Genomic DNA, 14,767 nt, shown 5'->3' with positions numbered 1-14,767 from the left:
TAAATAAAAAAAATATTTGATAAAAGAGTGGTAAATAAAATGTTCCTGCAAGGTTTCAAAAACCTTGTAGGTATATGTTGGAAAAATAACGTCCCTTTAAAGAAAAGGATTCTTTTTAGAAAAATTAAAGAGTATTAAACAACCCCATCCAAATACGTTTTCCCAATATTATAAATCTTTTCAGAATCTTTATTATCTAGTCCAGAATACTCAGACAACGGAAAACTAACAGTCATTTTTGTGTAGTCAAACTTAAAATTTTCTGCAGCATGCGATTTCAAGTACGTAGCATGTGTAATTACTTTAAAGGTAGAATTTAATTGCAAAGGAGTTTTTGGAGCAGGTTCTGCCACATAACTTCCTACAATTGGTAAACCTGATTTTAAAAAAGGTTTAATCGGGAAGTTATCTAAAATTCCGCCATCGGAATACAGGGTTTTATTGATGATAATAGGTGTAAAAATACCAGGAATCGCACAAGATGCGAGTACGGGTTTTAATAATTTCCCTTTACTAAAATAACGAGGTTTGCCACTTTGCATGTTAGAGGCAGTAATATAAATTGGAATTTCTAAATCTCTGAATTTATCTTTTATTTTATTTTCAATAATCGATTTGAATAAAAAAGTATCAAAAATCCCTGCTTTTGTCATGCTAAAGAAGGAGAATTTAAAAAGACTCGTTCTTTTAAAGATTTCTAAAATTTCTTGAGTAGAAATACCAGAAGCATATAAAGAAGCTACCAAAGCGCCTCCACTACTCCCGGAAATTGCATTTATTTGCAAGCCTAACTCTTCTATTTTCTCTATCAAAGCCAAATGTGCAGCGCATTTAATGCCTCCTCCAGATAATACTAAATTTATAGGAATGTTTACATTTAGTTTAGAAAGTTGTTCACTGTAATTTATAAGCATTGAAATATTTTTTTAAATCTAAAAGACACGTAAATATACTTTTTAAATGGCTTATAAGCTATTTATTACGAAGGCAATCGTTGTTAGATATAATCAACTATAAAATGTCATAAAATTCAAATAACGATTCTATAGACTTTAATCAAAATGTCTGGTTGAGCGGAGTCAAAACCTATGTTAGCAATTCAATAGTTCTCGACTGCGCTCGAACGGAAACTTAGAGTTTTATCATTATTTTAATTAATTACTGCTCAATTATGAATTCAATTCTTTCATAATTTCTGCAAACAACTCGTAAGATCGTATTCTATCTTCAATACCATAAATATTGGTTACGGCAATCAATTCATCCGCTTGCGTTTGTGCTAAAAACTCCTTTACTTGTGCTTTTACAGTAGCTTTACTTCCTATAAAAGAATATTTCAGCATTTGATGTACTTGCGGATTTTCTAGAATCTCTTTGTAATAATCCGTCATTGGCGTTGGTGGTTGTACAAAATCTCTTTTTCCGGTAAATAAACCAAGTATCATTCTAATTAAAGAAGTAGATAAATTAGCTGCTTCTTCATCTGTTTCTGCAATAATAATGTTTACACCCGCAATGATATATGGTTTTTCTAAAACATCCGAAGGTTGAAATTCTTCTCTATAAACAGCCAAAGCATTCCATAAATGCGTCGTAGCAAAATGACTTGCAAATGCATATGGCAATCCTTTTTTTGCAGCCAAATGTGCACTGTCTGTGCTAGATCCTAAAATATAAAGAGGTACTTCTACTCCTTCTGCAACGGTTGCTCTTACTTTTGCATGTTCGTTTTCTTTAGAAAAATAAGTCTGAATTTTTTCTATTTCTCTCGGAAAATGTTGCGCTGCTTCCATAAAATCCGATCGAATGGCTTGTGCTGTTTCCCTATCGGTTCCTGGAGCTCTTCCCAAACCTAAATCTATTCTATTCGGATACAAAGAACCTAACGTTCCAAATTGTTCGGCTACAATTAAAGGCGAATGATTAGGCAACATAACACCGCCAGAACCAACACGAATGGTTTTTGTACCTTCTGCGGCATAACCAATTAAAATACTTGTAGCAATACTACCGATATTTGTAGAATTATGATGTTCTGCCAACCAATAACGCGTGTATCCAAATGTTTCGGCGTTTTGTGCCAATTCTCGTACATTGTTAAAGGTGTCTTTTAAAGTATTTCCTTTAGAAACTAAAGCAAGATCTAAAATGGAATATGCGGTATTTTGAGTTTTCATAAGTATTTAAAATCAATAATTATATTTGAAATATAAAGTCGTTTTGAGGGGTACAAAATTACGGAAATCAGTCTGTTTTTTTAGGTAATGTTTTGTTAATATAAACGACCAATTACTAAATTTGTAAACTGAATAAAAACAAGCATTTTAAAATGAATACCACCATACAATCCATACCCGTTTTAGATTTAGAAGGAAATCCTGTTGATTTAATGTCCAAGTATAAAAACAAGGTTTTACTACTGATCATTTATAACAACGATTGTTTAGGCTGTACAGGTCGTGCGATTCCTTTGGCATATGAGTTTCAACAGAAATACCCAACCATCCAGGTTGCAGGCATTCATGCAGATTTTTTAAACAGAGAAGGAACCAAAGCCAATATTAAAAGTGTTTTTACAAGTGGCGAGAATCCGTTTCCTATTTATATTGATAAAAACCATAAAGTTTATGATCAATTTAATGCAGAAGGAACACCACAATGGTTACTTATTTCAGAAAAAGGAGAGTTATTCCGTTCTATTTTTGGATCGCAAGAGAATGCAGCTAATAGATTGTTTTATGCTTTAGAGAGTTTAGTTGAAACTTAAAACCTATTTCAAGAAAATCTACGTTTATGATGAAACACAGCTACTTTTGATTAAGCATTAATTAAGTAATTATTTTTACATGGTGTTAGCTTTTCGTTTTTCTCTTTCTATAAAGCAAATAGATATTCTTTATTTGTTTTTTGAATAAAGTTTTGACGCTATCCAAGCTCCAATAATCATTTCAACCCAAGCGATAGGGAATAAAATACCAGCCGTACTCCACTCTCCCAAACCTGTATTTACACTGGCAATCCAGAAAACACCAATCGTCGCTAAAGCAGTGGTAGTACCTGAAATAATAATTGATTTTAAGTTATTTCCAAATGCAACTGAACAAAGCCAAAATATAAATACTAAAGTTGCAGACAACAAGGTGTCCCATATTCCCCAAATTAAGGCATTACTTATTTCCATGGCACCAATTGGTATTCTGCCTGCAAAGAATTCTTCCATCAATGGAAATGCAACAAACATGGCTCTTGCTACTTCCGCAATATTTATCCAAATACTTGTTATTAAAGTGATAATAACAAATTGTTTCAAATTAAAAATTTTATTTTCCATTGTAATTATATCGTTTTTTTGATGAAAGCCAACTATTAATATCTAAATATTCAATTACGTTTAGTTGATTATAATTTGGTATTGTAACACAGCCATTCCTTTGCGTTCATCAACCTTTAATTGATTATTTATATTTTGATAAACAGGTCTATTTTGGTAACTTAAAGTTAGTTTGTTATCGTGGCCTCTAAAGAAACAGTTAATACCTAAGTCATACACAATCATTGCATCATGTAAAGCATCAAAATCTGAATATTGAACAGCAATATTTGGTTGTAATTGATAACTTTTTTTCCCTTTAGCAAGTGCGTATCCTAATTGGAAAAAGGTGGTATTTCCAGTTCCCATCATCGGGAAATCATTACCACTTCCATTAAAAGAAGTCCCGCCAGAAGTAATATCATTAGCACCCACATTTCGAATGTAATTTGGACCAAAATCATTATGATTATACCCTAAATAGGTTGTAATAGCCGTTCCTTTTTCTTTATCAAGCGGAGCATCATAAAAAACATCTACTGCCCAATTTTTAAAATCGTAATATTTTTCTTCACCATTTACAAGCTGTGAAGTCATTTTAGGTTGGTTCATAAAACCGGCTCCTAAGTTTAAAATATTTTTTGTTCCTATATAGGTTCCTGTTCCTCCGCTGTAGGCAGATTTATTGCTTTCATTATCTAGAAACTCATATTTTACATAACCAGAAATTCTTTTTCTCGGTTTGTTTAAAGCATAATCCACTTTCCCTTCGGTTGCGTCAACTCCAAATTGAATAGGATCTTTTAAAGATAAAATATAATCGAACTTATGTATTTGTCCTTTTGCCCAAATACCTAAACTACGAGCAATATCATCATTTTTATTAACTGTTAGCAACGAAAATAAAGGCGCATCTAAGGCCATTAAAGATTTGCTACTTCTTACATTCCATCTATTTAAACCTTCCCAACCAGATTTTCCTATACCTAATTCAAATTCTTTTGCAAACTCATATTCAGCATATAAATCTAAAACTCCAAACTGAAAATCCTTTTCTGTTTTAGTATTCAAATTATTGCCCCCCAATGCAGCGTAAACATATAATTTAGGTGATAACTGTGCCGAAATATCCATTCTTAATCTTCTCATAGAAATGTCAAACACATTATTTGCAATTTCATTATTAATAGTAGTACCTGGATTCGTGTCAAAATACCTTGCCCATAATTGCATTCTAAGAGATGCTTTTATGTATGTTTTTCCAGCTTCATCGAGATTTAATTTTAGTTTGTTGCTTTGTCCGTAGCTAAAATTGGATAATAATGTTAAAATAAAAAGAAGTCTTATTACTTTCATAATTCGTTTTCATAATTCGTTTTAATAATTCGTTTGATGCAATTAATGTTCAAACACTTTACAAGCAACAAAACTATATAAATTCTAAAATAGACTTACTGACATTTGTCACTTAATTACTTTTTTAGAATTTAAAGGCCATCATAATTAAATATTATCAAAGATAAAAATAATCATGAATTTCAGTTTTTGAACTTACATCATAATTATATCAATATAAAACAGAAGTATTAGTGTTTAAAAGCTTCTAACTGCACAAGATATTACACTTCTCTACTTTTCCAAACATTCAAATACTGACCTGTTGCCATTCTTCTAGACGCATCTTTGGCTCTTTGTGCTAATTCACCAACATATAAAGAATCAATTGTTTGAAACCAAATCTGTAACCATTGTCCAAAATGTTCCTGACTCATGGTGTGCTTTAAATGTTTATCAACTTTTAAATGTGCTTTTGTAGGATTGCCTTTAAAACAAACATCACCCAATAAAGCTGTTACCCAGAAATCGGTTAGTTTCTCTAAATGTGGAGGCCATTGTTCTGCTTTTAAATGATGATTAAATATAGGACCTAATAAAGCATCTTTTCTAACTTCATTATAAAAAGTAATGACCAATAGATTTATATCTGCTCTGTTTTCTATTTCTTTCATTTTATAAAAAATTAAATCAGCACAAACCTATGAAAGGTCTGTGCTGATTGTATATAAATTTAAAAATTAATTTTTCTTTTTGATACAATAAATGGTTTCTTGTATGGTAAACCAACAAAAATAGAATATACCTACAGAGAAAATAACGTCACCAATCATACGCATCCATTTTAAGGTTTGTACTGTAGGAGAATATAGTAATTCTGCATCTCTTGCAAAAGAGTATCCTTTTGTAATTGACGTGTAGGCTTGTATAATTCCTACTGGCAACATGCTTAAAAAGACCATAGCTACTAAACCAATGTTTAAAAACCAAAAAGCTCTTTTTAATTTTACAGAACTCCATTCTCTGTCTGAATAAAAACGCAAACAGATAATAATGAATCCCATACCTAATAAACCATACACACCAAACAACGCAGTATGTGCATGCACTGCCGTAGTATTTAAACCTTGAATATAATACAACGCAATTGGTGGGTTAATTAAGAAACCGAATACACCTGCTCCTACCATGTTCCAAAATGCCACGGCAATAAAGAAAAATATAGGCCATTTGTATTTCTGAATCCATTCGTTCGATTTTAAAAGATTCCAATTTTCACGAATTTCAAATCCCATTAAGGTTAACGGCACTACTTCTAAAGCACTAAAGGTTGCACCTAAAGCAATCGCTTGTACGGGGGTTCCTGAATAGTATAAGTGGTGTAAAGTTCCAATAATTCCTCCTGCTAAAAATATGGTTGCAGAAGCAATAGACGCTTTTCCTGCTGTTTTTGCTGATAAAATTTTCATTCTTAAAAAGATAAAAGCAATAACTACGGTTGCAAAAACCTCAAAGAAACCTTCTACCCAAAGGTGTACAAGCCACCATCTCCAATAGTTAATTACTGGTAAACTACTGTTTTCTCCATACATTAATCCTGAGAAGAAAAACATTCCAATCGCAATAACAGAAATCAATAATATAATTAATAAATGTTTAGAGTCATCATTTTTTCTAATCGCATAGATGATGTGTCTACCAACCATAAACACCCATAACACCAATCCGATTCCTAAGAAAATTTGCCAGAATCTACCTAAATCCATGTATTCATATCCTTGATGTCCAAAGAAGAAATTAGTTGTTAAATCTAAAAACTGGTGTACACCTAACCATTCTCCCATCATAGAACCCAATACAATTACTATTAGTGCTACAAATAAAAAGTTGGTACCAAATATTTGATATTTCATTTCTTTGCCGCTAATCATTGGTGCTAAGAATAATCCTGTTGCCAACCAAGTAGCAGCAATCCAAAATACAGCCAATTGTGTGTGCCATGTTCTCGTAATAGAATATGGAAGAATACTAGATAAATTGATACCAAAAAAATCTTGTCCTTCTACGGTATAATGCACTGTTAACGCACCTAAAACGACCTGTAATGCTATTAATAAAGAAATAACAATAAAGTATTTTAATACAGCTTTTTGAGATTTTGTAAGAATTAAAGTATCTAAAGGATCTTTATCTGGATGAATGACTGCTTCACCTTTTTCGTGATTACGGATATAATAATACCCTAATCCACCAATAAATAATAATAGAAGTACAATTGAAAACCCTGACCAAATTTGAGAATCTGGAGTAATCGTATTGTCTATTAATGGCTCATGTGGCCAGTTAGAAGTATATGTATAATCCTTTTCTGGTCTGTTAGTACTTGCTGCCCAAGAAGTCCAGAATAAAAAAGCATTTAACTGTGCTAGTTTTTCGGTATCTACCAATGCACCTTCAGGAATAGCATATTTTTCATACCCATTAGAAAAAATATCTGTGTAATGCTTTTGATTTTCTAGAATAGCGGTATATCTATCTTTAGAAATAGTAATACTACCGGTTTCTGCATTATACGTATTTGTTTTAATATGCTGAATTAATCGTGCTTTTAAGGCTGCTTTATTTTCTACATCTAAGTTTTCATAGGTTGAATTAAAATCTTTTTTAGCCCAGGCATTAAGCATAAAAACAGCTTCTTTATGTATCCAGTCTGCAGACCAATCTGGTGCTACATAACTACCATGCCCCCAAATAGAACCTACTTCCATTCCTCCAATAGACTCCCAAACATTCTGACCTATTTGTATGTCTGCCTTGGTTAAATAGACTTCTCCTGTTTCTTGTATTATAACAGTTTCTGGTATAGGTGGTTGTGTTTGATAAACTTCTGTTCCCACCCAAATAAGTACTAAAAAGGATAGTGTTACCACACTAGTAAATGCAATCCAAACTTTTTTCATGTTGTTGTTCTTTTAATAAATTATACTACGTCTTTTACTCTTTGTACACTGTCTGCCACAGAAACCGTAAGTCTTATGATACAATTTTCTGTACAGTATAAATCGTGTGGAACATTTGCGTCTAACGCAATTAAATCTCCTTTTTTTAATGCTTGTTTTTCTCCTTCTACTCCAAAATCTATCGCTCCTTCAAATAATTCTATCACAATAGGAAACGGTGCTTTGTGCTCTTTCATTTGTTGTCCTTTTTTCATAAGGATTCTTATCTCTTTTGTAGTCGCTGTTTTAATTAATACGGTTATTGCAGGTTTGTCTTCTCCGTAGATTAAATTTTCTGTTATTGATGCTGCTTTCATAATGTTTAAGTTTAATTAAAGTATTAAAAGATTTTTATATCTTTTGTTTGGTTAAATTTTTAGCGTTTTAAGATGAAACCTTCTAAATTCATATCATTTAAAAGTGATGTAATGGATGTACTTTCTAACATATTTTTTAGGTTTTCACGGATATCCACAAATTTATAATGTAACGGACAAGGTGATTCTGCATCACATTGTTTTAAGCCTAAACCGCAGCCTTTGTAAATGGTATCTCCATCTAAAACACTTACAATTTCACTTAGTTTGGTTTCCATTTTTTCTTCTGTTATGGTAAACCCGCCATACGGACCTTTTACAGAGGTTACAATATTATTTCTTTTTAATTGTTGTAAGATTTTAGCCGTAAAAGCTTGTGGTGAGTTTATTTCTTCAGAAACTTTACTCATACTTACCTTATGACCATGAGCGCTTTCTTGCGCTATAAATAGCACTGCTCTTAATCCGTATTCACAAGTTTTTGAAAACATAATATCTTAGTTTTAATGCCGCAAATATATGGTATATTTTATAAAGGACAAATATATCCCTTATAAAATAAATAGTTAATTATGCTTCCCTCCTTTTCTCTTAAAAAAAACAGTTTGTAGTTAATAAAAAATCTTGTACTGTTCCTTTTGGAACAATACAAGATTTTAACTAGGGAAATAATAAATAAGGGATTGTTATTCTATAGGGATTGATAATAATGGAATATTTTGCCCAGAAGCCATGACTCTTGTTTTACTTTTATGTACAATAGATTCCCAGAAACCATATTTTTTTGGCATCATAACCAAAAGATCTGAATTTGATTTTTTAATTTCACTTTCAATTGATTCAATTACAGAATTCGATTTTACATTTTTATAAAAATGAGTAACATCTTCCAATTCTTTGGTTAAGATACTAGGTGTTTCTATCTTTAATTCTTCCACTTTTTGATCCACATAAAAAACAGTAACAGCAGCCTTTAATTTTAAGGCAACCTGACGCAACTTAGCCAATGTTTTTAATGGGATATCTTGCAGAATATCACACGCAAAAAGTATTTGTTTTATTTCCTTATATTTTGCTTCTAAAGGTATAGCTAGTACCGGAAATTCTTTCATACTGATGACACTCGTTGTAGGATTCCCTAATAAATTTTGCTCCATAGATTTTGGAGACATTCCGATCACTAAAAAACGTGCTTTATACTCTTTCATTAAATGATCTACTTCTTCTCCTAAATCACTATAACTACTCATGTAAGAAACTTTAATTTGAAACTCTTCACTTAAGTTAGCTGCTAATTTTTTTAATTTTTCTTTATTTTTTTGAAATAAAATATCTAAAGACATGGCAGACAATCTACTATTTGCAGCATGTACAGGCAATCTAAATGCATGAAAAAGTACAAGTTCTGTCTGAAATTGTTTTGTTAATGCAGCGGCGTATAATACAGCGTTATCAGATAGTTTAGAAAAATTGGTAGCTACTATAATACTCATAAGGTAGATGATTTGATTATACTCAAAGATAAAAAATTATCAGCATTATAAGGTAGTCGAAAAATGGGATGTATTGGTCAAAAACGCGTTTTTAGAGAAGTTTAACAAAAAATTGTACTGTAATTAATTTGTATTTTTTCTAAAGTAAGAAGGTGATACACCTGTATTTTTCTTAAAATATTTACCGAAAAAAGAAAGATTACTAAATTTCAATTCATTTGCAACTTCAGAAATACTTATTAAAGGATTGCTCAGTAATAATTTAGCTTCCATAATTACAGCGTCATCAATTAATTGACTGGCGGTTTTATCTGAAACCTCTTTTAAAACCTTTGATAAATGAGCAGGTGTTAAATGCATGCAATCAGCATAGAATTTAACAGAACGTTCATTTTTAAAATGATCATTTAAAATGGTTAAAAACTGAAGTGTTAATTGCTGTTTCCTATTTAAATGTGCTTCTAAATTAGGATATTCTCTTTTAAAAATGGCCCCGTAATGATATAATAATAAACCAAAAGAGTGCATTATAATTTCATTTCTAAAAGGTAAAAGAAGTGCATCTGCATTGTTGTTTTTTGCTAATAATTTGGACAGCACTATAGAAGTTTCTTTTTCTTCTTTTAATAATTTTAACTTCGGATAACTGTTTGCCGTTAAAAAGTCTATGGCATCAAATTCTGCTTTTTTTAAAAGTATCTTAAAAATAAAATCGACTGTAAAACTAACGCTAATAATCTCTAAATCTTTACTAATTTCTGTAATTTGAGAAACCGTTTGGGGTTTTACAACAATCATCTCACTACTTTCTAAAGTGTGTGTAATTAAGTTTAACTGTAACGTAATGGATCCTTTAAGTATCAACAAAAAAGTATAATTCCCAGATCTAAAAGGTGCTAAAAAAGGAGTTTCATCAAAATTATTTTTAGACATATGCACATGTAAATCTGTGTACAGTTGTGGTTTGTCTCCAATAATTTTGACAACGTCGTTAATAGTATAATTTTTAATAAAAGGTTCTTGCAATTGGTTTCTTCTAGTTATTGGTTCATCAAAGATACCAATTTCTATAATCAACTTGTACTATATCTCTTTTGTATTGTCTTACCTATTCTACATCTACTTTTAGTTATCTACGGTATCAATTATATCTATAAGTGTATAAATATAAATCTTTGTTAAAAAAAAGAATGAACGTTCATTTTTATGTACATTTGCATCAGAATAAAACAATATGGCAAAGCTTCAAAAAAGTATAGACAAACGTAATGCACTAATAAAGGCAACAATAGAGCTCGTTAATAACAACGGTTTCCATGCGACACCTATGAGTAAAATTGCAAAAATGGCGAATGTATCACCAGCTACCATTTACTTGTATTTTGAAAACAAGCAAGATTTGGTGAACAAAACATACATAGAAGTAAAAGCGAAATATACAAACCATGCTTTTGAAACGTATGACATTAATATGTCTGTTGAAGATGGTTTTAAATTAATTTGGAATCGCATTGCTAACTTTAAATTAAAGGAATGTGAAAATGCGATGTTTTTAGCACAGTGTGATAATACACCAATGATTGATGAACCAAGTAGACAAGAGGGAATTAAACATTTACAGCCCCTACTCGACTTGTGGACGCGTGGAAAAAAAGAAGGAATTATAAAACCAATGTCCGATTATATCTTGTATGCATATGCTATAAATCCGTTATCATTTTTAATGATGTCTGAAAAAAGAGGTTCTTTTAAATTAAATGAAACTCATTTAGAAGAAGCGTTTCAATCTGCTTGGAGCAGTATAAAACTTTGTAAATAAGATGAAGAAAACGGCAATTATATTAGGCGCAACTGGTTTAACTGGCAGTAATATTCTTCATAAATTAATTGAAGACAAAAACTACGAGACTATAAAATTATTTTCTCGTTCTAAAATTGATGGTTTGCCAAAAAAGGTAACACAATTTATAGGTGACATTTTAGATCTAGCACAATTTAAAACAGATTTTACAGCAGACGAGGTGTATTGTTGCATTGGTACAACTGCTAAAAAAACGCCAGATAAAACATTGTATAAAAAGATAGATTACGGCATACCGGTTACTGCAGCAAAACTATCAAAAGAAAATAACATCGCTACTTTTTTAGTGGTTTCTGCAATGGGAGCAAATGCAAAAAGTACTGTCTTTTATAATAAAACAAAAGGCGAAATGGAACGTGATGTTTTAAAACAAAACATTAAAAATACTTTTATCTTAAGACCTTCCTTAATTGGAGGAGAAAGAAAAGAAAGCAGAATCTTAGAAAAAATAGGTTTGGTTGTTATTAAAATAATTCAACCTTTATTTATAGGAAAACTCAAAGAATATAAAATAATAGATGCTGAAAATATTGCGCAAGCAATGATAAACTTAGCAAATACTAAAAATAATGCCGGAGTCATAATTACTTCAAACGATATAAAAAAACTTTCAAAAAAATAAATAAAAAACAAAATATGGAATTATTAGATAAATTAAATTGGAGATACGCAGCAAAAGCAATGAATGGTGAAGTTGTAGCAGAAGATAAAGTAGAACGCATTTTAGAAGCAGCTCGTTTAGCAGCAACTTCTAGTGGATTACAACCTTTTGAAATATATGTAGTTAAAAGTCAAGAAGTAAAAGAAAAAATTAGACCAATCGCTTGGAATCAATCTGTAATTACAGACTGTTCTCACTTATTGGTATTTGCAGCTTGGGATACGTATACCCCAGAACGCATCAATTATATGTTCGATTTAACAAACGAAATCCGTGGTTTTGAAAACGAAGGTTGGGAAAACTACCGTCAGATGCTTTTAAGCTCTTATCCGCAAAGAGATTCAGAAGAAAACTTTAATCATGCTGCCAAACAAGCGTACATCGCATTCGGACACGCAATTATTGCTGCAGCTTACGAAGGTGTAGACGCAACGCCAGTAGAAGGTTTTGACCCTGTAGCGGTTGATGAAATTTTAGGCTTAAGAGAAAAAGGTTTACGTAGTGCTGTTTTATTGCCATTAGGTTATAGAAAAGAAGATGAAGATTGGTTGGTAAACTTAGTAAAAGTTAGAAAACCGATGAAAGATTTAGTAACTGTAATATAATTAAAAAAAAGAAAAATGAAAACGATTTTATTAAACAATAGACCACAAGGAAAACCAACAACTTCTAATTTTGAATTTGTTACAGAAGACACTGAGCTAGCAATAAAAGATGGAGAAATTCTTCTAGAAGCTGCTTATGTTTCTGTAGATCCTTATTTAAGAGGAAGAATGAGCGATGCAAAATCATATGTTCCTCCTTTTCAATTAAATGAACCAGTACAATCTGGAGTTATTGCAAAAGTAACTGCTACTAAAAATGACAATTTTAAAGAAGGAGATTATGTTTCTGGTTTATTAAACTGGCAAACACAACAAGTTTCTAATGGAGAAGGTTTAAATAAAGTAGACGGAACCAAAGCGCCATTAAGTGCCTTTTTAGGTATTTTAGGGATGACTGGTTTAACTGCTTATTTAGGATTAAACGAAATTGGAAAACCGAAAGCAGGAGAAACGATTGTAGTTTCTGGTGCTGCAGGTGCAGTTGGTTCTGTAGTTGGACAAATTGCTAAAATTCTTGGATTAAATGTAATCGGGATTGCTGGTACAGATGAAAAAATTGATATGCTAAAATCTAAATTTGGTTTTGATGCAGGTATCAACTACAACACCAATAAAGATATAAATGCTGAAATTAAAAAATTAGCACCAAATGGTGTCGATATTTATTTTGATAATGTTGGTGGACCAATTTCGGATGCTGTATTATTCAATATAAACCGTTTTGCAAGAATTATTATTTGTGGAGCAATCTCTGTTTATAATGAGACTGAAACTCCTAAAAGTGTAAGTGTACAACCATTTTTAGTTAAAAATAGTGCATTAATGCAAGGTTTTATTGTTTCTAATTATGCTGATAAATTTCCTGGAGCAATGCAACAACTAGCTACATGGTTGGGCGAAGGTAAATTAACTTATATAGAAACTATTGTAGATGGTTTCGATAACATTCCTAGTGCTTTTATCGATTTATTTGACGGTAAAAACAAAGGAAAAATGATTGTTAAAATTTAAAAAAACACAAGATGAATAATTTTGAATTAAAAAATCCTACTAAAATTATTTTTGGAAAGGATACAATTAAACAATTAGAAAGTGAAATTCCTGCAGATGCAAAAGTATTACTATTGTATGGTGGAGGAAGTATAAAGAAAAACGGAATTTACGAACAAGTAAAAAAAGCATTGACAAAAGTCGAAGTGGTAGAGTTCGGAGGAATCCCTGCAAACCCAGAGTATGCAACTTTAATAGAAGCTTTACAAGTTATTAAAGAAGAAAATATTACCTACTTATTAGCTGTTGGTGGTGGTTCTGTAATAGACGGAACTAAATTTTTATCTGCAGCTGCAGTGTTTGAAGGAGAAACTCCTTGGGATATTTTAACAAAAAACATAAGAACAGAAGTAGGAATGCCTTTTGCTACTGTTTTAACGCTACCTGCAACAGGATCTGAAATGAATTCTGGTGCTGTAATTACCAGATCAGAAACAAAAGAAAAGCTAGCGATGGGAGGTCCTGGTTTATTTCCTGTATTTTCTATTTTAGATCCACAGGTAATCAGTTCTATTCCGCAACGTCAATTGGCAAACGGATTAATGGATTCTTTCTCTCATGTTTTAGAACAATATATGACATATCCTGTTGAAGGATTGTTGCAAGACCGTTTTGCGGAAAGTATTTTACAAACTATTATAGAAGTAGCTCCTAAAGTCTTAAAAGATCCTACAGATTATGATGCAGCAGCCAACTTTATGTGGAGTTGTACGATGGCTTTAAATGGATTAATACAAAAAGGGGTTCCTAGCGATTGGGCAATACATGCAATGGGCCACGAATTAACAGCTTTATTTGGTATAGATCACGCACGTACTTTAGCTGTAATTGCTCCTAGTCATTATAAATATAACTTTGAAGCTAAAAAAGAAAAATTAGCACAATACGGTGAACGTGTTTGGAATATTACTGAAGGAAGCATTGATGATAAAGCATATGCTGCTATTGAGAGAACAGTTGCTTTTTTCCATGAGTTAGGCATTGATACAAAGTTGTCTGATTATACAAAAGAATATGAAGGAACAGCAGAAAAAATAGCACAACGTTTTACAGATCGTGGTTGGTTAGGATTAGGTGAACACCAAAATTTATCTCCAGATAAGGTAGAGAAAATTGTAAAAATGGCGTATTAATTA

General features: G+C 31.5%; 16 protein-coding genes. 6 read left to right on the top strand and 10 right to left on the bottom strand.

Going from position 1 to position 14,767, the window contains the following annotated elements:
* Positions 1-134: 134 nt before the first annotated feature.
* A complete protein-coding gene (locus GQS57_RS17015; RefSeq protein ID WP_165734110.1) occupies positions 135-914 on the bottom strand; it encodes a patatin-like phospholipase family protein in 780 nt (259 codons plus the stop codon).
* A 255-nt stretch (positions 915-1,169) separates the two neighbouring features.
* Positions 1,170-2,177, bottom strand: a complete 1,008-nt coding sequence (locus tag GQS57_RS17010; RefSeq protein WP_165734108.1) for an LLM class flavin-dependent oxidoreductase — start codon at positions 2,175-2,177, stop codon at positions 1,170-1,172.
* Positions 2,178-2,329: 152 nt separating this feature from the next.
* On the opposite strand from GQS57_RS17010, the gene GQS57_RS17005 reads away from it, so the two are divergent.
* Positions 2,330-2,767 (top strand): redoxin domain-containing protein, encoded by a 438-nt coding sequence (locus GQS57_RS17005; protein ID WP_165734107.1) that lies wholly within the window; start codon positions 2,330-2,332, stop codon positions 2,765-2,767.
* Positions 2,768-2,896: 129 nt separating this feature from the next.
* On the opposite strand, the gene GQS57_RS17000 is transcribed toward GQS57_RS17005, so the two are convergent.
* From GQS57_RS17000 to GQS57_RS16965, 8 genes are all read right to left on the bottom strand, one after another.
* Positions 2,897-3,310, bottom strand: a complete 414-nt coding sequence (locus GQS57_RS17000) for a hypothetical protein (RefSeq protein ID WP_165734105.1) — start codon at positions 3,308-3,310, stop codon at positions 2,897-2,899.
* Positions 3,311-3,391: 81 nt separating this feature from the next.
* Positions 3,392-4,666: a porin gene (locus GQS57_RS16995; RefSeq protein WP_165734103.1), complete on the bottom strand. Its 1,275-nt coding sequence runs from the start codon at positions 4,664-4,666 to the stop codon at positions 3,392-3,394.
* A gap of 263 nt (positions 4,667-4,929) precedes the next feature.
* A complete protein-coding gene (locus GQS57_RS16990; protein ID WP_165734101.1) occupies positions 4,930-5,319 on the bottom strand; it encodes a group III truncated hemoglobin in 390 nt (129 codons plus the stop codon).
* A 66-nt stretch (positions 5,320-5,385) separates the two neighbouring features.
* Positions 5,386-7,605 (bottom strand): nitric-oxide reductase large subunit, encoded by a 2,220-nt coding sequence (locus GQS57_RS16985; protein WP_165734100.1) that lies wholly within the window; start codon positions 7,603-7,605, stop codon positions 5,386-5,388.
* A gap of 20 nt (positions 7,606-7,625) precedes the next feature.
* Positions 7,626-7,961 (bottom strand): cupin domain-containing protein, encoded by a 336-nt coding sequence (locus GQS57_RS16980; RefSeq protein ID WP_165734098.1) that lies wholly within the window; start codon positions 7,959-7,961, stop codon positions 7,626-7,628.
* 59 nt (positions 7,962-8,020) lie between these two features.
* On the bottom strand, positions 8,021-8,452 hold the full coding sequence (locus tag GQS57_RS16975; protein ID WP_165734096.1) for an Rrf2 family transcriptional regulator: 432 nt from the start codon (positions 8,450-8,452) through the stop codon (positions 8,021-8,023).
* 195 nt (positions 8,453-8,647) lie between these two features.
* Positions 8,648-9,454 carry a universal stress protein gene (locus tag GQS57_RS16970; protein ID WP_165734094.1) on the bottom strand — a complete coding sequence of 269 codons (807 nt, stop codon included), beginning with the start codon at positions 9,452-9,454 and terminating at the stop codon, positions 8,648-8,650.
* Positions 9,455-9,577: 123 nt separating this feature from the next.
* On the bottom strand, positions 9,578-10,531 hold the full coding sequence (locus GQS57_RS16965) for an AraC family transcriptional regulator (protein ID WP_165734091.1): 954 nt from the start codon (positions 10,529-10,531) through the stop codon (positions 9,578-9,580).
* A 157-nt stretch (positions 10,532-10,688) separates the two neighbouring features.
* On the opposite strand from GQS57_RS16965, the gene GQS57_RS16960 reads away from it, so the two are divergent.
* The 5 genes from GQS57_RS16960 to GQS57_RS16940 are packed head-to-tail and all read left to right on the top strand — an operon-like array spanning position 10,689 to position 14,764.
* Positions 10,689-11,273, top strand: coding sequence for a TetR/AcrR family transcriptional regulator (locus tag GQS57_RS16960; RefSeq protein ID WP_165734089.1), 585 nt, complete (start codon positions 10,689-10,691; stop codon positions 11,271-11,273).
* A 1-nt stretch (position 11,274) separates the two neighbouring features.
* Positions 11,275-11,937 carry an NAD(P)H-binding protein gene (locus GQS57_RS16955; protein ID WP_165734087.1) on the top strand — a complete coding sequence of 221 codons (663 nt, stop codon included), beginning with the start codon at positions 11,275-11,277 and terminating at the stop codon, positions 11,935-11,937.
* 14 nt (positions 11,938-11,951) lie between these two features.
* Positions 11,952-12,581: an NAD(P)H-dependent oxidoreductase gene (locus GQS57_RS16950; RefSeq protein ID WP_165734085.1), complete on the top strand. Its 630-nt coding sequence runs from the start codon at positions 11,952-11,954 to the stop codon at positions 12,579-12,581.
* A gap of 15 nt (positions 12,582-12,596) precedes the next feature.
* A complete protein-coding gene (locus GQS57_RS16945) occupies positions 12,597-13,592 on the top strand; it encodes an NADP-dependent oxidoreductase (RefSeq protein WP_165734083.1) in 996 nt (331 codons plus the stop codon).
* 11 nt (positions 13,593-13,603) lie between these two features.
* Positions 13,604-14,764 (top strand): iron-containing alcohol dehydrogenase, encoded by a 1,161-nt coding sequence (locus tag GQS57_RS16940; RefSeq protein WP_165734081.1) that lies wholly within the window; start codon positions 13,604-13,606, stop codon positions 14,762-14,764.
* Positions 14,765-14,767 lie beyond the last annotated feature (3 nt).

The organism is Polaribacter sp. 20A6 (assembly GCF_011378915.1).
Classification (GTDB): Bacteria; Bacteroidota; Bacteroidia; order Flavobacteriales; family Flavobacteriaceae; genus Polaribacter; species Polaribacter sejongensis.
Note: the sequence above shows the minus strand (reverse complement) of the source record. Positions and strands in the feature narration are given on the sequence as shown.